Annotated in this window: 16 protein-coding genes; 6 read left to right on the top strand and 10 right to left on the bottom strand. The window is 42.2% G+C overall.

Annotation, left to right across the window (positions count from 1 at the left end; translation table 11 throughout):
* Positions 1–3 precede the first annotated feature (3 nt).
* From ACS8FA_RS14345 to ACS8FA_RS14370, 6 genes are all read right to left on the bottom strand, one after another.
* On the bottom strand, positions 4–3,369 hold the full coding sequence (locus tag ACS8FA_RS14345; RefSeq protein WP_439264391.1) for a type I restriction endonuclease subunit R: 3,366 nt from the start codon (positions 3,367–3,369) through the stop codon (positions 4–6).
* Between the two features lie 203 nt (positions 3,370–3,572).
* The gene (locus ACS8FA_RS14350; RefSeq protein WP_439264389.1) at positions 3,573–3,944 is read right to left on the bottom strand and encodes a hypothetical protein; all 372 of its coding nucleotides are present in this window, start codon (positions 3,942–3,944) and stop codon (positions 3,573–3,575) included.
* A gap of 148 nt (positions 3,945–4,092) precedes the next feature.
* Positions 4,093–5,484 carry a KAP family NTPase gene (locus ACS8FA_RS14355; protein ID WP_439264387.1) on the bottom strand — a complete coding sequence of 464 codons (1,392 nt, stop codon included), beginning with the start codon at positions 5,482–5,484 and terminating at the stop codon, positions 4,093–4,095.
* Complete coding sequence (locus tag ACS8FA_RS14360) at positions 5,484–6,650, bottom strand: restriction endonuclease subunit S (RefSeq protein ID WP_439264385.1); 1,167 nt, start codon at positions 6,648–6,650, stop codon at positions 5,484–5,486. The genes ACS8FA_RS14355 and ACS8FA_RS14360 overlap by 1 nt, the downstream gene beginning before the upstream one ends.
* Entirely contained in the window at positions 6,640–8,175 is a 1,536-nt protein-coding gene (locus ACS8FA_RS14365; protein WP_439264383.1) for a type I restriction-modification system subunit M, read from the bottom strand. Before ACS8FA_RS14365 ends, ACS8FA_RS14360 begins: the two co-directional genes overlap by 11 nt.
* Positions 8,176–9,303: 1,128 nt before the next feature.
* The gene (locus ACS8FA_RS14370) at positions 9,304–10,368 is read right to left on the bottom strand and encodes a helix-turn-helix transcriptional regulator (protein ID WP_439264381.1); all 1,065 of its coding nucleotides are present in this window, start codon (positions 10,366–10,368) and stop codon (positions 9,304–9,306) included.
* Positions 10,369–10,624: 256 nt separating this feature from the next.
* Between ACS8FA_RS14370 and ACS8FA_RS14375 the strand changes: the two genes are divergently transcribed.
* The 6 genes from ACS8FA_RS14375 to ACS8FA_RS14400 all read left to right on the top strand — a co-directional run bounded on the left by ACS8FA_RS14375 (position 10,625) and on the right by ACS8FA_RS14400 (position 20,008).
* Positions 10,625–12,319, top strand: a complete 1,695-nt coding sequence (locus ACS8FA_RS14375; RefSeq protein ID WP_439264380.1) for a GMC family oxidoreductase — start codon at positions 10,625–10,627, stop codon at positions 12,317–12,319.
* 100 nt (positions 12,320–12,419) lie between these two features.
* Entirely contained in the window at positions 12,420–14,456 is a 2,037-nt protein-coding gene (locus tag ACS8FA_RS14380) for an alkyl/aryl-sulfatase (protein ID WP_439264378.1), read from the top strand.
* Between the two features lie 87 nt (positions 14,457–14,543).
* A complete protein-coding gene (locus ACS8FA_RS14385; protein ID WP_439264376.1) occupies positions 14,544–16,001 on the top strand; it encodes a coniferyl aldehyde dehydrogenase in 1,458 nt (485 codons plus the stop codon).
* 175 nt (positions 16,002–16,176) lie between these two features.
* On the top strand, positions 16,177–17,805 hold the full coding sequence (locus ACS8FA_RS14390; protein ID WP_439264375.1) for a long-chain fatty acid--CoA ligase: 1,629 nt from the start codon (positions 16,177–16,179) through the stop codon (positions 17,803–17,805).
* A gap of 436 nt (positions 17,806–18,241) precedes the next feature.
* Entirely contained in the window at positions 18,242–18,457 is a 216-nt protein-coding gene (locus ACS8FA_RS14395; RefSeq protein ID WP_439264373.1) for an integrase core domain-containing protein, read from the top strand.
* A gap of 831 nt (positions 18,458–19,288) precedes the next feature.
* Positions 19,289–20,008, top strand: a complete 720-nt coding sequence (locus ACS8FA_RS14400) for a hypothetical protein (protein ID WP_439264371.1) — start codon at positions 19,289–19,291, stop codon at positions 20,006–20,008.
* Between the two features lie 94 nt (positions 20,009–20,102).
* Here ACS8FA_RS14400 and ACS8FA_RS14405 read toward each other — a convergent pair whose 3' ends face one another.
* From ACS8FA_RS14405 to ACS8FA_RS14420, 4 genes are all read right to left on the bottom strand, one after another.
* The gene (locus tag ACS8FA_RS14405) at positions 20,103–20,414 is read right to left on the bottom strand and encodes a hypothetical protein (protein WP_439264369.1); all 312 of its coding nucleotides are present in this window, start codon (positions 20,412–20,414) and stop codon (positions 20,103–20,105) included.
* Positions 20,415–20,847: 433 nt separating this feature from the next.
* Positions 20,848–21,795: a putative RNA methyltransferase gene (locus tag ACS8FA_RS14410; RefSeq protein WP_439264515.1), complete on the bottom strand. Its 948-nt coding sequence runs from the start codon at positions 21,793–21,795 to the stop codon at positions 20,848–20,850.
* Positions 21,796–21,934: 139 nt separating this feature from the next.
* Entirely contained in the window at positions 21,935–23,053 is a 1,119-nt protein-coding gene (mraY, locus tag ACS8FA_RS14415; RefSeq protein ID WP_101205970.1) for a phospho-N-acetylmuramoyl-pentapeptide-transferase, read from the bottom strand.
* A gap of 3 nt (positions 23,054–23,056) precedes the next feature.
* The gene (locus ACS8FA_RS14420) at positions 23,057–24,505 is read right to left on the bottom strand and encodes a UDP-N-acetylmuramoyl-tripeptide--D-alanyl-D-alanine ligase (protein WP_439264367.1); all 1,449 of its coding nucleotides are present in this window, start codon (positions 24,503–24,505) and stop codon (positions 23,057–23,059) included.
* Positions 24,506–24,508 lie beyond the last annotated feature (3 nt).

A 24,508-nucleotide genomic window follows, 5' to 3' on the forward strand; every position in this document is an offset into this window, starting at 1 on the left:
CTGCTACCCTCTTGCTGCTCGTGGGCTACTTGTCTCTCTCGACAGCCCAAGTCGGGTAATCTTTAGCACTTCTTCAATGACCTGTTGCGCTTTATCGATACCTAAGTCAGCAAACAGCATTGGCAATAAGCGCCTATTAATCGCATTTTCAATTTCACTGGCATTGATGGAATATTCCGCCACATTGGTTTTGACTACTTCATCAATCTCAAAGGCGTAAGCGACCAGCTTGTCATTATCTAGCTCTTTATCCGCTAAGAAATTAGCATCAAATAAGTGCTTAAATAAACCAAAGTAAGCCTGAGCATGCTTGTTTAATTTGCCATTATCAACGATAAAGTCATTCGGCACATCAGCGACATCACGATCTTTTACCATTTGCTCAAAGTCAGCAAACATCATGTACTGCTTCACCGGTGCATCAAACATCGCCTTAGCTTCTTCAATGGCGTTTTTTAGAAGCTTAGAAAAGTACTCTTGCGCATACGGATCATCAGCCAAATCTTGCTCTATCATCTTGGTCACACGACCTGTAATTTTATCGGTTTGGTTACGTGCTTCATTGTCACTCATTGCTTCAGGCTTAATATTTTTCCCTAGGTTATCGACTAGGTAAACGCCTTTTGCCTCACGAACCTCAAGCCCTGCAATGTGCTTATCAAGTAAGCTACGAATATCCGCTTCATACTCATCATAGTCGATGGTTTCATCAGCATCTTCACGAACTTGCTTACGTAGATTGATAAAGGCTTTTAGATCGGCTTTGTAGCGATCACGCTTGCTATCAAATGATTTATCTTCAAAGAAAGACGCCGATTGCAACGCAATCTTCATGGCGTTAGAAAACTCGGTCAAAGCAGCATAAAAGTCATCACGTTCTTTAAGCTTGGTATCGACTACCCTGCCATCTACTTCCTGCATCTTTGGTGCTAACACTTGTCTTAGCGCTTGCCCATCCTGTTTGTTTTTGACCGATGAAAAAATAGCCCACAGCTCATTATGCAATCTTGGTAGCTGCTTGTACTCAGTATCCATGGCGTTATACAGACCTTTGAGGTCTTCGATATCAAAGCCACCTTGCGTACGTTCCGCTAAGTCTTGATATTTCTCAATGGTGATATCCAGCTCTTTTAGGATGCCACGATAATCAATCAGATAACCAAAGCGTTTTTTCTCATGCAAGCGGTTCACCCGTGCAATCGCCTGAATCAGGTTATGCTGCTTTAGCGGCTTATCGATATAAAGAACGGTGTTCTTGGGTTCATCAAAGCCTGTTAAGAGCTTATCAACGACAATCATAATGTCAGGACCATCATCCTGACTAAATGCTTCAATAATGGCCTTGGTATAGGCTTTTTCATCACCGCCGAAGTCCGCGACGACATTATCTTGCCACCATCTTTGGACGATGTCTTTTGATTCGCCATCGACGGTGTCATGCCCTTCACGGGTATCAGGTGGTGACATAGCGACCACTGAGGTCACTTTGCCAATCTTATCTAATGCCATTTTATAGCGAATAGCTGAGGCTTTAGAATCACAAGCCAATTGACCTTTTAGGTGCTGCTGTTTAAAGTTTTGAAAGTGATCAGAGATGTCATGAGCGATCAGCTCAATACGTCCTTCAACCTGATAGATTTGACCTTTTTGGGAGAACTTACGTTTTAGGTCGGTTTTTTGATCATTGGTGAGCTTTTGGGTAATACGATCAAACCATGCATCGATGGCTTGATCGTTGGTATTCAGCTCAGGGATACGCTCTTCGTAGAGCAATGGGGTGACGGTTTTATCTTTGACCGCTTGCTGCATGGTGTAGGAGTGAATGATGCTACCAAATTTGTTTTCGGTCTTATCGTCTTTAAGCAGTGGCGTACCCGTAAAAGCAATAAAGGCAGCGTTTGGCAGCGCCTGGCTCATGCGAATATTATTCTCACCGTTTTGGCTACGGTGGCCTTCATCGACCATAACGATGATGTTTGGGCTGTCGTTATAGCATTCATCATACTTAACCGCTGAGCCAAACTTATTAATAATAGAGAAAATAACGCGCTCGTTACCATGACCGATTTGCTGCGCTAGACGGCGACCAGAAGTTGCCATGGCATCGGATTTATCGCGATCACTGAGCACACCACCAGAAGCAAAGGTTTGACTAAGCTGAGTTTCTAGATCAACACGATCAGTGACGACAATGACGCGGCACTTGGCGAGTTCTTCTAACCAAATAAGCGCTTTGGAGAAGAACACCATCGTAAAGGACTTACCACTGCCTGTAGTATGCCAAATGACACCGCCTTGCCGACTACCCGACTTACCATCAGAGCCGTCAAAAGTGCTGATACGTTCAATCAGTGCTTTGATACCAAAGACTTGCTGATAACGGGCAACGATTTTGCCCGCCTTTTTATCAAACAAGGTAAACATGCGCGTCATCTCAAGCAAACGCTGAGGTTTTAATAAGCTGATGATAAGACGGTCTTGATCGGTGACGACGAGATCACCAGCATTGATCAGTGACAGATATTCTTTTTTAGCTGCGGCAGGGCGATGATCAAATAGACGACTAAGCTGCTCATCACTGAGATTTTGGTTTTTTAACCCATGAAACTCAGGCTCAGAGATCTCTTCTTCGACCCATTTTGCCCAGAACTTCCTAGGTGTGCCGCAAGTGGCATACAATCCATCATGACCATTCACCGCCAGCAGTAACTGACTATAAGCAAATAGGTGTGGAATTTCTTTTTGATGTTGATTGCGAATATGCTGGGAGACAGCTTGCGCATTGGTCGATTGCCCCTCTTTATTAGAATCAGGACGTTTCGCCTCAATCACTGCCAGAGGTAGACCATTTACAAAGCAGACGATATCAGGAATGACGTTGCCTGTACCCTCAGCATTCTGTACGACAAACTCTTCGGTAAAGTGAAAGCTGTTATTGTCGATGTGATCCCAATCAATCAGACCGATGGTTTGCGAGGTTTTTTTACCATCGATAAACTCGGTCACCGTCACGCCATAGAGCATGGCGTTATATAGTGCCTCATTTGCTGCCTGTAAGCCTAAGTTCATGGCGGGATTTAGCTCATGCATGATTTTATCAATGGCGCTTTTTGATAAAGGATACGCTTTACCTTCAAAGGTAAGTTTTTGCTTTGCTAAAAACGCACGCATGATGGGCAATAACACCACTTGGTTAGTGGCTTTGTTAGCATTCGCCTGATTAGCTAGCAGCTTACTTGTACGCATGGCGTTGCATTGGTTGGGAGAAATAAACTCGTACCCCAAGGTGGTCAGCAAGGTTAAGGCAGGGATTTTTGAGCTGAATTCTTCTTGGAAGTTGATGCTTGCATTGGAATTAGGGTTGGTCATATCTGCCCACTTTAGACATAGCGTTTGTTTAGTTCTATCGATTGTAGCTGATACTGACATAAAAAAGACAACAAAAAACCGCCTTAGTTTCGCGTTACCTAAAGGGCATAGCGTGGCGGTTATATTGAATCTAGATTAGTTAATGATAACCTTTCTATCAACTCCCATTTGTTTGAATATTAAAATGTAATATTGAACTATATTTACTCTAGTGACTTTAAACGTTGATATTCACTTAAAACTTCAACAATGTCTTTTAAGTTCTTCGCGTTATATTCAGCATTTACAGTAAGCACGCTTTCACCAAACTCTCCACTTTCAAGCTCTTGCTCAATATTACTTAAGATGAATTCTGTTTTACTCAAAAGTAACTCAAGATCTTCAAAGTCTTTGACTTCATTTTTACTATAGTATTTAAGCAAATAGTTAAATTCTGTTATGGCTAATCCATTTACGCTGGCGGAACTATATTGCGTATCAAGATCAATACGTTTTTCCTGTGCAAATAACTCACTAGGTGTCATCCTTTTTGTTTTACTTGTAAAAAAACTTGAAATACCCTTGAAAAAACTCATCGTTAAATACCTTTTAGATTGTTATTTGAAATATCTACTAAACATCGTAAATCTGTAAAATTCAAAAAACAACATGTATGTATAGTGTGCTTTTTAACTACCGATTTTTAATTTTCAGAAGTACTGTAAAGTGTACCTTGTACTGCAGTCAATCGAAAGACATTAAGCTTTCAACTTCCAGCAACTTAATTTTAGTTTGACCGTTATGTGGAACATGGCCCATAAAACCTTCTATATACCTTTCCCACTCAATATGCTGATCTTCTGAAGGTGCATATTGCTTAACGTTAACATTACAATCTTTAGCAAGAATAACCATAAGAATTTCAAATGCATTCGGTCTAGCCCTAACTGAATGTCCAGTAGGGCTAGGGCTTTGCTGTTTAATATAACCGTTTTCGAGAGTTGGAGTTTTCTCAACATCTAAAAATCTACCTAGCTCTTTAGCATCGACAGTACCTGCTTTTATTTGACGAAGTATACTTGGTTCAAAGCAGACTAAAGCGACTCCAACTAAATTTAATAAAATTGTGCCAAAGTACTGCTCACTATCAAATGTTCTTAATTCAGAAAGATTTTGAGCAATTTCAATATGCAATATTAAAGTTTCTACTTCTCTTAAAGATAGGTTTAAGGATTTGATCAGATCTTCTACAGCGTTTTCGAAATGTTCCCCACTAAGCTTTTGGGTTGTTACTATTCCCTTTTGACGTGCAAGCTCGAAGAAATGCCTTTTAGCTGCTAAAACAGGAGCGTTGAAGCTTCTATCTGAATGTGGTGATAACTCAAACCTAAACTTTATAAACTTATCTAAATATCTTCGTGCGTCTACTGCTTGACCATAACAATGATTAATCGAAGCTTTAAGTTGCTGAGTATTAGTGATAAGTACAAAACTAACATCTTTGACATCAAAGGTATGCTTTATCATCTCAAGCATATCGATCGCAAAGTTCGGTCTACAGCGATCAAGTTCGTCTATAAAAATGACTATAGGATTTTGAGATGAAATCGCTGTTAGAGCAGCTTGCAATGTTTGCAAATTCTTTTCTGCTTCTACATGTTCTTTTAATATTAATTCAGCCGTAGCATCGATTGCTTTATCAGTCGCTTCTTCAATTTCATTGGTAAAGTCTTCTGCTACATCAGCAAAATCTTGTCTGAGCAAGTGAGAAACACCTGCTTTAGCTAATGCTTTAAGGCCAAACCTAACTGTAGGTAGTACTTTCTTTATGAACTTTTCACGGGCTGATTCGTCAGGTAAAATTTTTATTATTTCTGCGAGTACTGTCATCAAAGGTTCATTAATATGATCAGCTTTAAAAGCATCAATATAAATTACATTGTGCGTATCATTCTCTTTCATTAGGTTGATAAGTTTATGACAAAACTCAGTTTTTCCTGTTCCCCAACCACCATCGATCACCATTGGTGAAATATCTATATCAGACTTCAGAAGCTTAATAGCTTTTTCAGCGATACTTTTACGCTTAAACTCGTCACGATCATCAAACGTTTTCGTTGTGATATCCATTTCCATCAAACAACCTCCCCATCATCAACCAAAACCCGAACCTTACCCGTCAACAACACTTGCATCAGCGCCTTTTTCTCTTGCTGCAAATCCGCCAATTGCTGCTCAAGCAACTCAATTTCTTTATCGGCATTATTTGAAACAGCGGTAATTTTTTGCTGCTCTTCACGACATGGAAGTCCAATTACAATATTAGCGAATATCGAAATCCAGTGTCGCTGATGACCACCAATAGCATAGCTTAGTGCCTGCATAACCTCGAAAATATACTTTATCGAAACGCCATCTTTTGCTACTAACATTTTCATTGCACTAGACTTTGCTTTAAAGGGGAAGTCTACAAACTTACTAGCAGTAGTAAAGTCGTCGAAAATAATTGTAGGAAGATCTTCGCTAAATATTCCAAATTCTTCATCTGTATACCCAAGGATAAAGGTTTTACCCGCCGTTAATACTGGCGTAGGATATTCATCTGAATAATCGGTAGACTTAACCAAATAGGGTGTTGGCTGTTTATAATCTAATAATTTTCCTAACTCTATTCTTTCCCATTTTTTATCAAACGGCCTACCCGACTCATCAAGCAAGCGCTTTTTACCCGTCAGCAATTGCTGCATCAACGCTTTTTTCTGCTGTTTGCTGTTATCAATCAAACGCTCAGTGGTGCTAATCGCTTTATCCCAAGTGGATAGGATTTTGGCGATTTTGTGTTGTTCTGGGAGAGGTGGAGTAAGGACTTCAAGCGGTCTTAATACCTGCAAATTAATATTCTTTTGAGCATTCTGTGTTGCTTGTCCGTCTAGTTCCTTTTGACATGTCTCTAAATAGAAATATAGCCAAATAACATTCGTACCTTCTTTAGGCTGAATAGCTACTAAACTATCAGGGCAAGCAACATCAAACGAAGTGATTGCAACATCACCAATATTTGCTGCAATAGTGATGAGAATAGTATCTTTCGGAAATAAACGACTAACTTTCAACCCTTCTTCATTTAAGGTCTGACTGTAAGATTTTAAGTATTTTTTTGCGCCTGCAATATCGCCAGTTTGAACAAACGGTATTTCACCGCCATAATACTTTGGGTCATTTCTTGGTCTTGCCGAGAACTTTCCTCTCTCAACAGATGCTAAGTCTTCTAGCTTTTTAACCTCCCAACCATTAGGCACCATAACCCAACTCCTTTAAAAACCCTGCCATCTCAGTCTCTAATGTATCTAATTCAGCCTTTAACTCAAGACGCTCAGTACGTACCGCGACCAGATCAATCTCCGCTTCTTCCTCAAAGGTATCGACATAGCGCGGAATGTTTAGGTTAAAGTCGTTTTCTTTAATTTCATCAAAGCTGGCTAAATAAGCATATTTATCAACGCTTTCACGCGCCTTATACGTCTCAATGATCTTAGCGATATTATCTTCAGTCAGCTGGTTCTGGTTTTTGCCTGACTTAAACTCATTGCTAGCATCGATAAACAGCACTTTGTCATCAGTTTTGTTCTTTTTAAACAGCAAAATAGCGGCTGGAATACCCGTACCAAAGAACAGCTTTTCTGGTAAGCCAATCACCGTATCGAGCAGATTTTCTTCAATGAGCTGCTGACGGATTTTGCCTTCGCTTGACGCACGGAACAGCACGCCATGCGGCACGACCACACCCATACGCCCAGTGCTAGGTTTGAGCGTTTCGATCATATGACTGATAAAGGCATAGTCGCCCTTGGTCTTGGGCGGTACACCGCGATGGAAGCGACCATAGGGATCGCTACTGGCATCTTCATGACCCCATTTATCCAGTGAAAACGGCGGATTGGCGGTCACCACATCGAACTGTAATAAGTGCTTGCCGTCTTTGTCGAGTAGCAGCGGATTACGGATGGTATCGCCCCACTCGATACGGTGGTTGTCCTCACCATGCAAAAACATATTCATCTTGGCCAGTGCCCATGTCGAGCCAATGGCTTCTTGGCCGTATAGCGCATACTTCTTAGAATTTGAGTTTTTGCGTACCATCGCCCCGCACTTGATGAGCAGCGAGCCTGAACCACAAGCTGGATCACAAATCTCATCACCTTCGACAGGCTCAAGGATAGTCGCTAGTAAGTTAGATACTTCAGGCGGCGTATAGAACTCACCAGCCGTCGCCCCACTACTGGCAGCAAAATGCTTGATCAAATACTCGTAAGCATTACCGATCACATCGAGGCTACCAACGCGCTCAGCAGAGAGGTTTAGAATGTCTTTGCCAAAGTCTTCTAATAGGTGGCGTAGTAGCTCGTTCTTTTGCTTTTCTTGACCGAGTTTATCAGTGTTAAAACTAATATCTTGGAAAACGTTTTTGAGCTTAGTACCGTTGGCTTCTTCGATAGCGTGTAGCGCCTCGTCAATACGTTGACCATTGCCCGGCTGATGACGCTGCTCGTATAAGTCCCAAAAGCTGGCACCTTCAGGTAAGACAAAACGCTGCTTGGACATCATGGCATGGATCAGCTCAGGGTTGTCACCAAACTGCTCGACCAGTTTGTTGTACTCATCACGATAGACGTCGGATAGATACTTGAGAAACAGCATGGTCAAAATAAAGTCTTTATAGGTATCGGCGCTGATGACCCCGCGAAAAGTGTCACAGGCGTTCCATACGGCTTTGTTGATATCGTCTTGATTGATTTGGCTAGTGTTACTAGTAGTGCTGACGGACATTTATGATTCCTGAATACTTTGAAAGATGGGGATTTTTATAGTGGAATAATGATAGTAAAGTCTAAAGTGCTACGCAGAGGTTATTGCTTAAAAAATTAATTATAGTAACAATGATATAAGCTAATTAGACAAACTAGGGAGTTAACTCATGAAAATCTGGGCCTATGTTTATTAGCCGTTCTCAGCTTAAGGTTTGTGCAACTAGTGTGAATAATAACGCAGCGATGAATAAGTCCAATCAAACTCATAAAGCCATAACCCAATATCTCGTTGTGAATGCCATGCTCAATATCTATACTAAATAACATAGTGAACCATTGGTTGCTATTGTAGATAACCAAAGTACCTCAGCGGACTTTCAAATCCCGTCTAAGGGCCTCATTCAATTCAACAATAAAGCGGTGCAAGATACCGAAGTTAATAAACAAATCACTGATCAGTCAGTCGCTATTAGTTACTTTACCTTAAATCCACTAGTGCTTCATGCTTTTACAGATAGCAAGAGCAAATACTCACTATCAAACCAAACAACCATTATTCCTAAGATAGATTCATATAACCAAGGCTAGTCTCTTACTCGAGATACCAATAATATTGCATGGCTCAGTATAGAAAATTCAAAAAACTTATTACTTAGCTCTGATCCTATAGTCACTTTATCAGAATGCTACAAGATCAATGCTAAAGACGTTATTTTAGCGAGCAAGATGACACTAGGTCAGCCATCTATTAATAGTAGTAAGATAATAAAGTTTGTTAGTCAGTAGTGGTTAACTTTATCTTATAGCCTTTGTTATACAACAAAAAATAGCGCCTCTCGTAAGCGCTATTTTTGTATGTATGTTCATTAATATTAAATTCAAACAAGTGAGAATGCATCTACTAATCGCATGCTGCCACTTTGTAATAAAAGTACTCAATTGTTTATAGCCGTTCAGTGTGTAGGATTGCTCATGCATTCTGATTATGCAGAACTTTATGCACTATAGAGACCTTGACCCGAATTAAGACTATATTCATTTTCCTTGACCTGAATACACCTATCCTCGATAGTTACCATACGATAAAGTTAGTAAATCAAGGATGATCATGCCTTCGTTGCCATAGCTAAAGCATATCCATAACGAACTACGTGTCGCCTAGATAATGTTCTTTATATGCTCTAGGGGTCATCTCAAACCAACCCTTAAAAGCGCCAAAAAATTGGCTGCTAGAATTATAGCCAAGTAAGAATGCCGTATCAGTAGCTGACAACCCTTGTTCTATTAAGTATTTATGCGCTAAATTTTTTCGAACATCTAATAGCAACGCTTTAAAAGAGGTACCTTCTTCTCTTAGGCGTCTCTGCAAGCTACTAACACTCATATTGAGCACCTGAGCAACTTGTTCACGAGTTGGTTCATTTAGCCCCATGATTGTTATGAGTATATGTTGGCAACGTTGCGTATAGCTGGTAAGGGTAAAGTTTTTATCAAGCATATGGTGCAAAGGATTGATAAAAAATGTACTTCCTATCGTATTTTTTGCATGTTCCGATGAGTAATAAATGTGATCAGCCCTATCGATCCGATACGTTAAACTATTAACTGTTTTAGACATCTTTGCTGGAACACCTAAAAACTGTTTATATAGTTCAAACCCTTGGGAAGACTGACGATGTGCCAAGGTGAGTTCTACAGGTTTGAGTGAGTTAAATGTCGATATAATTTTATAAACAGAGAAAATAATACCATCAATTTGATGTTTATTAACCTGTTCAGGCACGCTTGGATTGAACTCAAGACGGATTAAATCTTTTCTCTCAAACAAATGAACCTCGATTGATTCAGTCATTACTTTGAAGTAACGCGAAATTAAGCGGCAGAGAACAATAAGAGGGATATCTATATTAGCGTTTATTAAAGGACTGATACATTGGCTTATTCCTTTATAAAAAGGAAGAGACTTGATCTCAATATAGTTAAAAACTTTTAGCCCTATATAATCATCTTGGAAGAAATAGGTAGCTAAATTGAACTCATTCGTGACGACAGCGAGTGGCATTCTATCGCCTTCAAAATCATCGAGATCACTAAATTGTGACATAATTTTGGGTATATCAGATGAGCGATTTATCTGTATTAGATAAGTTGCTAAGGCTTTTCTATAACAGAGTGCGGTCATTTTATGAACCGTATATTCATTGAGTTCCATAGATTTACTCTGTGTTGAATTTAACTTGATTTAAAACTGCCGCTCACTTTTTGGGTGTATTTAGCATCACGGTTAAAACACTTCTAAGTGATGATAGGTTATACAAAAGTACATGAATGAAAAATATTGATCAGTTTTATCAGTTTTATCAGTTTTATCAGTGTTTTGACTGTTTGACCCGTTAGATTATATATCTAACTTTAGCAAAAAAAGCCTAGTAGTAGCTAGGATAATCCAAGGAAGGAATTAACTAATCATGGAATTTGATTATATTATCGTTGGTGGTGGATCTGCAGGATCCGTGTTGGCAAGTCGATTAAGTGAAGATCCCCAAATTACAGTCTGCCTCTTAGAGTCAGGCGGCGACGGCAAAAGCTTAGTCGTACGTATGCCAGCGGCTGTCATTGCCCAAATGAGAGACAAGCCAATTAAGATAAACAACTGGTGTCTCAGTACTGTGCCCCAAAAGCACCTAAACAATCGTATTGGATATCAGCCTCGTGGCAAGTGCTTAGGTGGCTCATCAGCTATTAATGCGATGGTTTATACCCGTGGTAGTGCAAAAGATTATGACCGTTGGGCTGATGAGGGCTGTGTCGGTTGGGATTACGATTCACTCTTACCATATTTCAAAAAGGCAGAAAACAATGTCCGCGGTGCAAATCATTTTCATGGCGACAGTGGACCTTTGCATGTCGCTGACCCGCTAAGCCCTCGACCTATCACCTCTGCATTTATAGATGCTTGTGTCGCCAATGGTTTAGATAGAAATGACGATTTCAATGGCAAGAAACAAGACGGAGCGGGTCTTTATCAAGTCACTCATTTTCATGGTGAAAAACAAGGTCAGCGCTGTTCAGCTGCCGCCGCTTACCTGCACCCTGTAGAAGACAGACCAAACTTAACCATTATCACAGGTGCCCTCGCCTCTCGTGTTCTGATTGAGAACGGCATCGCATCGGGCATGGTGTATGTCAAGAATAATCAAGAAAATACTATCAAAGCTAACGCAGAAGTCATCTTGTGTGCTGGTGCTTTCGGTTCGCCAAAAATCCTAAAATTATCAGGCATTGGTCCCAAACATGAACTGGAACAACACGGCATTACTGTTGTTTATGATGCACCAAATGTAGGGAAAAACCTACAAGATCATCTCGATGTGGTTTTTGACTATGAAGTCAATACGAAAGACGTGTTTGGTGTAGGCTTTACCGCTGGCCTGAACCTCTTAAAGGGCGCTAGTGACTGGAGAAGAGATGGTACTGGGCTATTATCGACCAACTTCGCTGAAGGTGCGGCGTTCTTTAGTGCTACCAAAGCTACTCCTAATGACTGGCCGGATACCCAGCTTCATTTTGTGATATCTAGAGTGATAGATCATGGTCGCCAAGTTAAGTGGGGTTATGCAATATCTGTTCATAGCTGTTATCTACGGCCTGAAAGCCGCGGGACAGTTAAGCTAGCCTCTGCTGACCCTAGTGCAGCTCCGCTAATCGATCCTAACTACTTAGATCATCCAAAAGATGTTGAGATGATGATGGCAGGTGCGCAGCGTACACGCGACATTATGCAAGAACAACCTATAGCGAAATATATTACTAAAGATTATGCCGCGCCTTTCTTAAAGAAGGATGGCTTGTTAGGTTATATCCGTAATAAGTCAGATACGATTTACCATCCAGTAGGTACCTGTAGAATGGGCTCGGACACTGAATCAGTAGTAGACTTGGACCTCAAGGTTAGAGGTGTTATCGGACTTCGTGTAGTAGATGCATCTATTATGCCTACTCTCAATAGTGCCAATACCAACGCCCCAACGATAGCGATTGCAGAAAAAATCGCTCATGAAATAAAAGCTGAGCGCCTCACTCTAAATCAGGCTGTGAACAATACTGGGAAGGCTAATCCTCATAAGCTAAACGACCAAACACTGGAAATGGCGAAGGTTTAGCAAAACGTGTCTTATCTAAACGATAAGGTGCAGGACCGTTTAGACTGACAACCAGCTTTTCAACGACACTAATGGAATTTTTATGGTAAGGAATACCTCTATGCAAAACTCAACTACAGTCAAATTCATATCAATCAATCCTGGCCGTCTGCTATTGCTAGTAAGTAGTATGCTGCTTGCTGCTTGCACGACCTCGACCGCGCAAGTCAGTCACAACAAAGCAGCTACTGCAACGACGATTGCCGCGAATGCAGCGTCAGTTAGTCAGCTAGACTTAGACGACCCACGAGACTTTGAAGAGGCAACCCGTGGTCTCATCGCAAGCCCTGAAGACTTGCAGATACCATCACTAGCAGATCCTACAAAATACGTATGGGACACCAAAGCATACAATTTTATTAAAGGCGAAGCACCCGACTCAGTGAACCCCAGTCTTTGGAGACAAGCTAAGCTTAATAATATCAAAGGTCTGTTTGAATTTAGACCCGATATCTATCAACTGCGTGGTTTTGACTTATCAAACATGACATTGATTAAAGGCGATACAGGCTGGATTGTCGTCGATCCTTTAACCTCAAAAGAGACGGCAAAATATGCTTATGACTTTGCGATGCAGCACCTCGCAGATCGCTATCCTGATATGTCTACAAATATCAGTGCGGTCATTCTTACTCATAGCCATATTGATCATTTTGGCGGTACTTTAGGGATTATCTCTAAAGAAGAGATTGACAAAAACAACATCCCCGTAATTGCGCCACTTGGGTTTATGGAAGAAGCCACTAGCGAAAACATCTTAGCTGGTACAGCCATGATGCGCCGCTCGTCATATATGTATGGCAAAGATTTGCCCCGTAACCAATACGGACATGTCGGTAGTGGCTTAGGTAAGGGCCCAGCCTTTGGTCAGTTCAGTATCGTTGAGCCCAGTGTTTTGATTGAGAAAACGCCTACCAACTTAAAGGTCGATGGTGTGGATTTTCAGTTCCAATACACACCTGGAACAGAGGCTCCTGCCGAGTTCACCTTTTATCTCCCCAAATACAAAGCTTTAGCTGGGGCGGAGTTGGTCTCTCGTAATATGCATAACCTCTATACGTTGCGAGGCGCAAAGGTAAGGGACGCTCTGCAGTGGAGTAATTATATCGAAGAAGCTCGCAATAAGTTTGGTGATGCAGAGTACTATTTTGCCAGCCATCATTGGCCGATGTGGGGCAAAGAAAACATTCAAACCTTCCTAAAGCAACAACGGGATATGTATAAATTCATTCATGATCAAAGCCTACGTCGTATCAATAAAGGCATGACACCCGGTGAGATCGCTGAAGACATCAAACTACCGCCAAGCCTAGCATCTGAGTTTTCCAACCGTGAATATTACGGCACTGTCAAACACAATGCACGTGCGGTCTATCAAAACTACATCGGTTGGTATGACTCTAACCCTGCCCATCTGGATCCGTTACCAGACCCACAACGTGCCGCTGCCTACGTAAAACTCGCTGGAGGAAGTCAAAACGTCATGGCACAAGCCCAGTCTTCATTTGATGCTGGCAACTATAGATGGGCGGCTGAAATCCTAAACCACCTAGTGTTTGATGATCCCGATAATATGTCTGCCAGAGAGCTGTTGGCCAAAACGTATGAGCAGTTAGGGTATCAAGCAGAGTCTGGCCCATGGCGTGATAATTACTTAACTGGTGCGCAAGAGCTGCGCGAGGGAACACCAGACGTAGGAGTGGAGATGTCAGCGATGCGCGACGTTTTCTTACAGACCCCTGTTCCAAACTTCTTTGATGCACTGTCTGTCCGCTTAAAGTCTGAAGAGGTGAATGGTCTAAATACCAACCTGCAGGTCAATTTTATTGATATAAACGAAAACTATCTGCTATGGATTGAAAACTCGGTGCTACATTACCGTCTCCTTGATGGTTCAAATGCGCCGCAAAACGAAGTGAAAACCACCTTAAATCTAACACAGCCTTTATTCGTCGACCTGCTAATTGGAGAAATAGGGTTTAAAGAGATGTTGACATCGGCAGACTCCAGCGTAGATGGTAACCAAGGTGACTTACTGACCTTCTTCAGCCTATTTGAAACGCCAGACCCCTCTTTTGGCATCGTACTCCCCGAGTAATATTTAAAGAACATAAAAGCCTATTAGGTATGCCTATATGGCATCTTAATAGGCTAACGCAATACAACATATTCCAAGGACGAAAAAATGACTAGTACCCAAACCGAAGCTGACACCAGCTCTTCGATGAGCAAGTCATCCTCAATCATTAGCAACAAAGAGCAACTGCAAACGCAGTTTGCCACCCTCCAAACACTGAGTCGCACCAATCCGATACTCGATTGGCCAACCAGAAAGTCCCAGTTGGATACTCTTGAGCGCTTATTGAGCAAAAACAAAGACAAGCTGACTCAGGCAATCAACGCAGATTTTGGCCAGCGTAGTGAAGGCGAGACCAAGTTCGCCGAGCTATTCTCGAGTTTTACCAGCATCAGCCATGCTAAAAAACATGGCGAGTCTTGGATGAAAACCAGAAAAGCGCCTATCTCAGCAGTCTATCTGCCGGCCCGCAATGAGATTGAGCCACAGCCGTTAGGTGTGGTCGGTATTATGGTTCCTTGGAACTATCCATTATACTTAGCGATTGGCCCCATGATAGACGTGCTGACAGCTGGAAATCGCGTCATGGTAAAAATGAGTGAAGCCGCGCCACAGTTCGCGCAAGCATTTGCTGAAGCGGTGAGCCAGCATTTCTCAGCAGATATGGTCAGTGTCGTGGTCGGCGATGTGGATATCGCGGTGGCGTTTAGCCAATTGCCTTTTGACCACCTTATTTATACTGGTTCTACAGAAGTCGGCAAAAAAGTCATGGCAGCGGCGGCACCAAACCTAACGCCTGTCACGCTTGAGCTCGGCGGCAAGTCACCTGTGATTGTGCTCGAAGACACCAACTTAGAGAGTACAGTAAATAGGATCATGACAGGAAAAACCCTGAATGCCGGACAAACCTGTATAGCTCCTGATTATGTGCTCATCGATCGTAAGCATCATGCGCAGTTTGTGGCGCTGGCAAAGCAATGGATGCGCAAGCATTATCCTAACATCACAACCAATGAAGACTACACTCATATAATTGATAATTCTCAGTTTAATCGAGTTCGAAAGTACTTAGATCAAATTCCAGAAGAAAACATCCATCATACAACCGACGTCCAACCAGATATAGATTCGCGTCTCATGCCGCCCGTCATCATCACAGAGCCTGGCGCAGATAGCGAGTTAATGCAAAACGAAATCTTCGCACCGGTCTTACCATTGATACACTATGGCGAGCTGGATGAGGCGATCACCTTCATCAACGAGCGTCCTAGACCACTAGCGTTATATGTGTTTGGCAACTCAGATGAAGACATCAAACGTGTTCGTTCATACACCGTATCTGGCGGGGTATGTGTAAACGAGATTGTGTTGCATGCGCTGCAGCACGAGCTGCCTTTTGGCGGAGTTGGGCACTCTGGCATGGGAGCTTATCATGGCAAAACTGGCTTCGAACGCTTTAGCCATATGAAACCAGTTTTAGTGCAACCTAAAGTAAACGCTATGAACTTATTGCAGCCACCTTATGGGTTTATTTTTAATAAATTTATGTCTATGTTTATCAAGTAAGTAACTTCATTCATACCTATTAGAGCTCTTACGCAAGTAGTTTCAATACACAAAGAATATACCTAAACCTTAATCATTTAATAAATCTACCAAACATAACCAAGCTATTTGAACTAAATGAAGCAGGCTTTAAGCAGTACATAGATATTCACAAAACCACTATAAGGATATTCAGATGTTAGGAAAAATGATGTATCAACCGCTGCTCATTAGCAGCCTTATCGACCATGCGGCCAAATACCATAGCGATACCGCCGTCTATTCCAAAGAAGTCGATGGCACGATGACTCAGAGCGATTGGGCCACGGTCTCAGACAACTCAAAACGTCTGGCTAATGCTCTGCAAGCGCTTGGTCTTAAAGCTTCAGATCGCATAGCTACTTTAGCTTGGAACAACCGCCGCCACTTAGAAGCTTGGTATGCCATCTCTGGCAGCGGACTGATTTGCCACACTATTAATCCGCGGCTTTTCCCTGAACAGCTCACTTACATCATCAATGATGCCGAAGATCAAGTGCTGCTCTTTGACCTCACCTTCTTACCGCTTATCGCTGCTATTAAAGAGCATATCAAAGGTATCAAGCACTTTATCCTGTTAGGCGAGCGCAACGAAAAAGTGCTAGAGCAACTGCCAAATGCGCTATTTTTTGATGACTTAATCGCTAACGAGGAACCAGAGTTTGACTGGCCAGAGCTTGATGAGACGACCGCTAGCTCCTTATGCTATACCTCAGGCACCACCGGTAATCCAAAAGGCGTTCTCTATTCGCATCGCTCCTCAGTACTACATGCTATGGCGCTGTGTATGCCGGATGTCTCCTCATTATCGGCGCAAGATGTGCTACTGCCCGTAGTACCGATGTTCCATGTCAACGCTTGGGGCACGCCTTATGCCGCGGCCATAGTCGGCTGCTCATTGATCTTGCCAGGACCCAATCTCGATGGTGATAGCTTAGTGTCAGTAATCGACGATTACAAAGTGACTATTGCTCTAGGTGTGCCTACTATTTGGCAAGGCCTACTGGCGGCCGCGAAAAAGAGGGGCAGCACCCTTGAGAGTATGACTCGTACTATCGTTGGCGGCGCCGCTTGTCCACCCTCCGTCATCAGAACCTTTAGAGAGGATTTTAATTGCGACGCTATCCATGGTTGGGGCATGACTGAGACCAGTCCTTTAGGTACCATGAATCAGATTAAAGCTAAACATAAAGCGCTCAGCAAAGAGGAAATCAACGAGCTGCGTAAGTCGCAAGGGCGCCCGCCTTTTGGTGTTGAATTACGTCTGATGGATACCGAAAATCCAGAGCAACCGGTAGCCGAAGATGGCAAATCACAAGGACGCTTGCAGATACGAGGTCATTGGGTTATCGATGATTATTTTACCCATAGACCCGATGCTATTACCGAAGATGGTTGGTTCGATACCGGTGACATTGCGACTATCGATGCTGATGGTTATATGAATATTCGCGATCGCTCTAAGGACTTGATAAAATCAGGTGGCGAATGGATATCTTCAGTTGAGTTAGAAAACATCGCAGCCGGCCATCCTGACGTGAAAATGGCCGCTGCCATTGCTGCTAATCATCAGCAATGGGGCGAGCGTCCGGTGTTGATTGTGGTCAAAGAAGAAGGCTCAAGCGTAGAGGAAGCGCAGATTCTTGACTTCTATCAAGATAAAGTGGCCAGTTGGCAGATCCCCGATAAGGTAGTCTTCGTTGATAACATTGTCTTGAATGGCGCCGGCAAGATGATGAAGAATGACTTACGGGATGAGTATGGTGATGTTTTGCTAGAGTCATAATAATTGATTTGTACAAATAGCTGACCCTTAAACTAGAAATTAGGCCTATAAATTCATCCCATAAGTTTATTTAATTTAAAGGACAGATTTATAGGCCATTTTTTATTTGAGCTTTTAACAGAGGCTTATTAGTTTGTTGTTAATTATAAGCGTCTTTTGAAAAGCCCTTTGTGTTTCTGCTTCAATGGTTTTTTTAGAAAAGGATTGGTAACTCCTCTTAAAAACAAGAACACTAAGCAACAGAAATTAAATGCTGAAATATACCAGTAGGAGATGGTTGGAGTTGACTTCTCACTGCTTGCTCAAAGTTGTAATACGCAGACTGAATCAGCTAGCTTATTAAATGCGAAGCAAACCTATGCAAATAAGGTGTGATAACAAACCTTAGTACATCAGCAATGCACCCAAAGAATAGACGATAGAACAGAGCTTTATCTTGAGCTATATTGAGTCTGGCAACTCGCAGCAAAACGCTTATGGGGAGCGCTATAACAGAACGAAGCAATACGATGGGTTAGATCAGAAGCTGTTCAATAATCCAGATCTAATCCGACATCAAGCACAGAACTGCTTATACCATTACAATCATGAACGCCCGAATTTAGGCAATAACGACTTTACTCCAATTCGAAAACTAATTCAGACAGCTTAATTTTATTTGATTGATGTCTTATGCTTGCGAGGGTTACCGATTTTTTATCTTCTGTAATCAATTCTATTATGATTACTGCAAAATTCTCTTGTAACATTTGCCGCTTAATAACTTTAACTGGAATAATCAATCAATAATACGCGTATAATATTAAATAACTAGTTAGAAATACTTAGTTACAAATCGTTGTGAGATAAATCCTAATATCCATCCTGCATCCAATACCTGAAAGGTGTTGGTCTAATAGTTGGTCTTTAAATAAATTTTTTAATAATAATAATATAACTATCAATAACTTATGATTATAGTTTGACTTCCTCCTTCACCGCCAATCTTATTCTGCTTAAGCAAAACCTTTGTTTTTCATCCTGTTCTACCCTTTCCTAAATATTCTTTATATCTTTTAACAGTTTAACAGTAAGACTTTCAGTCTATACTCATCCTCTACTGCTGTCTGAAATATTTCTGTTTAGCCTTAATTTCATATGTCGTATAAGATTTAATAACTATATATCTAATTGAATACCACGTTTATTGGCCAAGTTCAAAAACTCGTATCATGGACTGAGAGTGACTTATAAAATGAGTAGATACTTTATTACCATTCGTTTTATTATCAGCTTAATTTTATCTCTAGACCCTTATACGAAAAGGCTTTGAGTTTTCCTGTGGCATTCAATCTAGCTTTGTATCTATATTTACCATCATTGCTATACCGTACAAAAATGTAATCACAATAGAGTCACTGATACTCGGCAGATGCCATTGTCCAAAAATTGGATTATAGTAGATATTGGTAATATTTATTTAAATAAACTAAAGGATACAACGATGAAAACACTAGGAATGTGTATCGTAGCAGGACTCGGATTGAGTGCTTGCGCTACTGGCATGGGCGGCATGGCAACAGGTAATACCAATCAAAATAACAACTCTGCTAACGTAGTCACTCAATACCCAGTTGAGACTGCCCTACTCAATATCTATACCAAACAACGTAGTGAAAAACTGATCGCTACTGTCGGCGGACAAAGCGTAGCCGCAGATATTCAAACAACCCCTAAAGGCAGCATGCGTTTTAATAATAGAATGGTACAAGGCGCAGAAGTCAGCACAATCAACACAGTGAATCAGCAGATTACGGATCAGTCCGTCGCTATCAATTACTTTACGCTAAATCCATTGGTATTCCATGGTTTTACGGATAGTACGGGGGAGTATTCAATCGCTAACCAAACAACGAGTATTCCTAAGATAGCTACGGTGGGCGATTCAAGTCAGCTCATCACTGAAAACGTATATGCTGACAGCAGTATGCGTCAGAAAACCGCCACTTATAAGCAGGACTGGTCGCTCACACAAGATACAAATAACACGGCGTGGCTCTGTATAAAAACTTCAGGCAATCTGCTTTTGGCTTCTGATTCTGCAGGTACGTCTTCAGAGTGCTATAAAATCAATGCTAAAGGCAATGTTTTGAGTAGTAAAGTCACACTCACTCAGCCCAGTAAAAATGGTGCAACTAAGTTAATGACGTTTATCAGTCAGTAGCATTTGTTCAACTAGTAACGATCAATAGTGTCATATAAAAATAAAAAAATAGCGCCTCATTAAGGCGCTATTTTTGGATGCTAGGATTGTATTTTTACGAGCGACGGTCATGGTTGTTTCTGTCATGATTGTTTTTGTCGTGGCTATTTTTAGCATTGCTGTTTTTAGCATGGACATTTTTGGCTATTGCTTTGTGCTTAGCTGCCACTACGTTCGCTTTGTGATGTGACTTTGCTGCCTTAGCTTTGGCATGCTTATAGTTATTACTCGCTTTATTGCTGCTGTGTTTTTGTTGCTGTACTTGAGCTGAATGATGCTTATCAAAATTAGGTGCAGCATTGGCTTGACCCACCATCGACAAACAAGCAGTAGCGGCTAAAATCGAACTAACTAGTATCTTTTTCATCATTTTATTCCTTTGAATTCATATTTAGAGTAGTTATAGATAATTCACTTAGTGTTAAATGAACTATCCTGATAAAGCTTTACTCTATCGACAAAGAGAATGATAAATGATTCTAGTATTAAGTAGATTTATGAAACTTGAAGAAAGGTTGCGATTGTTACGAAGGCATGCGCGCTTAAAGGCATGTTAGGTATTGGCGTAATGTATGGTTAAATGACAGCGTATTTATGCTTTATCGGTAAGCATCGTAAACAGGATATTTATAAAAACGCGAATGACTAGCTGATTAATGAAAAATGCAAATACGGAGGCGGTTAAGCTAAACTCTCTATATCGACCTTTCTGCTATTCGAAAAACCTAACTCATTAGAAGTTAATGGCTAATGTTTAAAGCGAACATAGCAATACTCCAGACTGCTATGCTCTAAATGTGCTAAACAGACGTTTTCTGCAAAATATAAACCACAAACTTTGCCTCTGTGCTAAATGCTACTGTTTCTACGGCAGCCAATAGTGCTTGCCTTTTTTCGCTGCGAGCACGGTACGCATAAGGTGTCATCGTCATCAAATCAGCCAAATCCTCTGCGGATAATGTCAGCTCTGTACTGACACGGCAGGTCTCAACCAACGTAAAATATGGTGCCAATTCTTGCAAGAATTTATCAGAATCATGCTCACGCACATCATCAAATAACGCATCACGCATCGTTGCCAAATGCCCGACATCAGGCTTGGCAATGATCAGATAGCCACCATCCATCAATACATTATCAAACGCCTCGGGCAAAATAGGGCTAAAAATACTGCTAATGCCCGTCATACTGTGCGGGCGTAATGGTAGATGTGCAGCACTGGTCACTAATGGATAGACTGCTGTCGTCTTGGCAGTATCTTCTTTGCGCGGCTGATACCATAGACGACCTGCTATTTTACTGACTTTGGCCAGCTCAACCACTGCAGGCTTACTGATGTCAGCGGCTATCAGTGTGTCTATGACATCCGATCCCATTTGCGCCATTGCTTGCGTGTAGTAACCTTCACCGCAGCCAATATCAAGCCAATTGACCGTCTTGCTATCTTGCTTATCTATTAACTCATCGTTAGACAGCAATTCTATCATTTTTTGGCTAATTAACTCTTGGAGCGGTGCATAGTGTCCATGATTCAAAAACCGTTTACGCGCATCGATAGATTCTTGGCTATCCCCAGGTGCTTTGGACTTTTTCTGTTGTACTGGCAGCAGGTTGACATAGCCTTGACGCGCTACATCAAAGGGATGTGAAGTCTGTTTGGAATTCAAACTGCCATCACAGCGCCAAGTATCGGCGGCAGGCTGTAGTGGTGACTGACAAAGTGGACAAATAAATAACGACACGGGCATCTCAAAGTGATAGCAATATGCTTCGCATTCTAACAAAATTCATCTATCTTGAGCGATAAAAAGCCGTCTCAATCATGATTGAAACGGCTTTTTGGATTTTTGCAAATTGATATCCATATAGATATTTGGCGGTTATAGCTTAACGCAGTTTTAGCGTCATTAGCCCAAGGATGACAAGGATAATGGCAATAATCCAAAATCTCGCCACCACTTGCGTTTCTTTCCAGCCAATTTCCTCAAAATGATGATGCAGCGGTGCCATACGGAAGACGCGTTTTTTGCGCAGTTTGTACGAGCCAACTTGCAACATCACCGATAGCGCTTCTGCGACAAACAAACCACCCATAATCGCGAAGGCAATCTCTTGGCGGGTCATCACGGCGATAGTACCTAGCATCGCGCCCAATGCTAGCGCGCCAACATCACCCATAAATACTTGTGCTGGATGCGCGTTGAACCATAAGAAACCAAGGCCTGCTCCGACCATTGAGCCACAGACGATGATGACTTCGGAGTTATAAGGAATATAAGGTACATGCAAGTAATCAGCAAAGCGTACATCGCCTGATACATAGGCCATCGCGCCCAAACCTGCAGCGACGAGAACGACTGGTAAAATCGCCAAACCATCCAAACCGTCGGTTAGATTGACTGCGTTAGAAGCACCATTAATCACAAAATAGGTAAAGATAATAAAGCCAATACCAAATGGCACTGCTGAAAATGGAATCATCCAGTCTTTGAATACTGGCAATAGCAGATCCTGCATCTCACGCGTGGTGTTGATATCGGGTTGTAGCGTGGCAATATAGTACAAAGAAACACCGACAAACAGTGCGCCCATAGACAACCAAAAGTACTTTTTGCGAGCGATTAAGCCTTTTGGATCTTTGTACTTAATTTTTAGCCAATCATCAGCCCAACCGACGGCACCAAAGATAACCATAACCACGAGCAAAATCCAAACATAAGGATTGTTTAGTCGTGCCCATAGTAGCGTCGATATACCAATCGCACTTAGGATCAATACCCCGCCCATGGTTGGCGTACCAGTCTTGGCCAAATGCGACTGAGGCCCATCATTACGAATGGCCTGACCGTATTTGAGCGATCGCAGGTGCCGAATGACACGACCACCAAACATCATGCTAAATACAAGGGCGGTAACAACGGCAAGCAATGCTCGCAGCGTCAACGAAGAAACCGCAGAAAACGGCGTATAATACTGGCCAAGCCAGCCGAACAACCAAACTAACACCGCCTACTCCTCTACTAGCGCATGAATAAGTGTTTCCATTCCCATGGAACGAGAGCCTTTGAACAACACAGTACAAGGCTTAGCTTGTTGCGCTTGCAAATACGGCTGTAAATACTGTAATAAACTGTCTTTATCGGCAAAGGCATGCGCACTGATATCAGACACTTCTTGCGCACCCGCAACGGTATAAGGGGCATATTCGCCAACACAAAGCAGTACGTTGATACCCGTGGTTGCGATAGTACGGCCCAAGCTTTGATGCTCACTAATAGCCGCCTCTCCTAGCTCACCGATATCGCCCAGTACCATAACTTGCGTACCGGTTTGCGCGGCCAATACTTTGGCGGCGGCACGTACCGAATGAGGATTGGCATTATAAGTATCATCAATGAGACGATGCATACCAAGTATCTGGCTATTTAGACGACCTTTAGCAGGACGCGCATTTTCAAGCCCAATGACGATATCACTCACCTCAATATTCAGCGCATGCGCACAGGCAGCAGCGGCCAAGGCATTATTGACATTGTGTTCACCTGCCAATGGTAAGTTGATATCATGGACTTGGTTACCGATATGTAGCTTAAATTCGCTACGCTCAGGCTCTACGTCTAGATGGCTTGCGCTTACATCCGTATTACCAAAGCCAATCACATGTGAGGTGTGCTTTTCAGCGATACGGCGTAGCTGATTGGTAAAATCATCCTTATCAGGAACAATCGCAAACTGCGCGTCCGTCAACGTATGGTAAATCTCTGCTTTGGTTTGGCAGATACCTTCACGGCTACCAAATTCACCCAAATGGGCTGTACCGATGTTTAAGATACAGGCCACGTCAGGCTGAACGATTTCAGTCGTATAAGCAATCTCGCCAATATGGTTTGCACCCAACTCTAAAATAGCATAGCGATGATGATCTGATAGCTCAAGCAGCATCATTGGTACACCCAAATCGTTATTGAGGTTACCACGAGTGATTAAGGTCGGTGCCAATCTACCAAAAATACTGCCTAGCATTTCTTTGCAAGTGGTCTTGCCGCTAGAACCCGTAATAGCAATCACGGTTAAATCTGTATGCTGCTGACGACGATAGGCTGCCAATTGACCTAGTGCCAAACGAGTATCGCTGACTACCAATTGCGGAATAGCATTTGGGCCAGACAACGAGGTAGGACGCGAGACGACAGCGGCAACAGCGCCTTTTGATATTGCTGTCTCGATATAATCGTGACCATCGAAATTATCGCCACTGAGCGCCAAAAATATATCGCCTGGCTTTATCGTGCGGGTATCGGTGGCTACACGTTTACTGGATAAAGCCGTCTGCTCTGCTCCATGGCCTCGTGGTAGTTGCCACTGCCCATCGAGCGACGTGGTCGCTGCGAGCAGATTGTCCATTTGCCAGACATAGAGCCCTTGCGACTGGGCAGTATTATCGGTGTCGGCTGTCATAAT

Source organism: Psychrobacter sp. 1Y1, assembly GCF_051847395.2.
Lineage (GTDB): Bacteria > Pseudomonadota > Gammaproteobacteria > Pseudomonadales > Moraxellaceae > Psychrobacter.

Coding starts and splice junctions, on each gene's coding strand:
- ACS8FA_RS14345 (WP_439264391.1), bottom strand. CDS start 3,369: ATGACCAACCCTAATTCCAATGCAAGCATCAACTTCCAAGAAGAATTC.
- ACS8FA_RS14350 (WP_439264389.1), bottom strand. CDS start 3,944: ATGAGTTTTTTCAAGGGTATTTCAAGTTTTTTTACAAGTAAAACAAAA.
- ACS8FA_RS14355 (WP_439264387.1), bottom strand. CDS start 5,484: ATGGAAATGGATATCACAACGAAAACGTTTGATGATCGTGACGAGTTT.
- ACS8FA_RS14360 (WP_439264385.1), bottom strand. CDS start 6,650: ATGGTGCCTAATGGTTGGGAGGTTAAAAAGCTAGAAGACTTAGCATCT.
- ACS8FA_RS14365 (WP_439264383.1), bottom strand. CDS start 8,175: ATGTCCGTCAGCACTACTAGTAACACTAGCCAAATCAATCAAGACGAT.
- ACS8FA_RS14370 (WP_439264381.1), bottom strand. CDS start 10,368: ATGGAACTCAATGAATATACGGTTCATAAAATGACCGCACTCTGTTAT.
- ACS8FA_RS14375 (WP_439264380.1), top strand. CDS start 10,625: ATGGAATTTGATTATATTATCGTTGGTGGTGGATCTGCAGGATCCGTG.
- ACS8FA_RS14380 (WP_439264378.1), top strand. CDS start 12,420: ATGCAAAACTCAACTACAGTCAAATTCATATCAATCAATCCTGGCCGT.
- ACS8FA_RS14385 (WP_439264376.1), top strand. CDS start 14,544: ATGACTAGTACCCAAACCGAAGCTGACACCAGCTCTTCGATGAGCAAG.
- ACS8FA_RS14390 (WP_439264375.1), top strand. CDS start 16,177: ATGTTAGGAAAAATGATGTATCAACCGCTGCTCATTAGCAGCCTTATC.
- ACS8FA_RS14400 (WP_439264371.1), top strand. CDS start 19,289: ATGAAAACACTAGGAATGTGTATCGTAGCAGGACTCGGATTGAGTGCT.
- ACS8FA_RS14405 (WP_439264369.1), bottom strand. CDS start 20,414: ATGAAAAAGATACTAGTTAGTTCGATTTTAGCCGCTACTGCTTGTTTG.
- ACS8FA_RS14410 (WP_439264515.1), bottom strand. CDS start 21,795: ATGCCCGTGTCGTTATTTATTTGTCCACTTTGTCAGTCACCACTACAG.
- ACS8FA_RS14420 (WP_439264367.1), bottom strand. CDS start 24,505: ATGACAGCCGACACCGATAATACTGCCCAGTCGCAAGGGCTCTATGTC.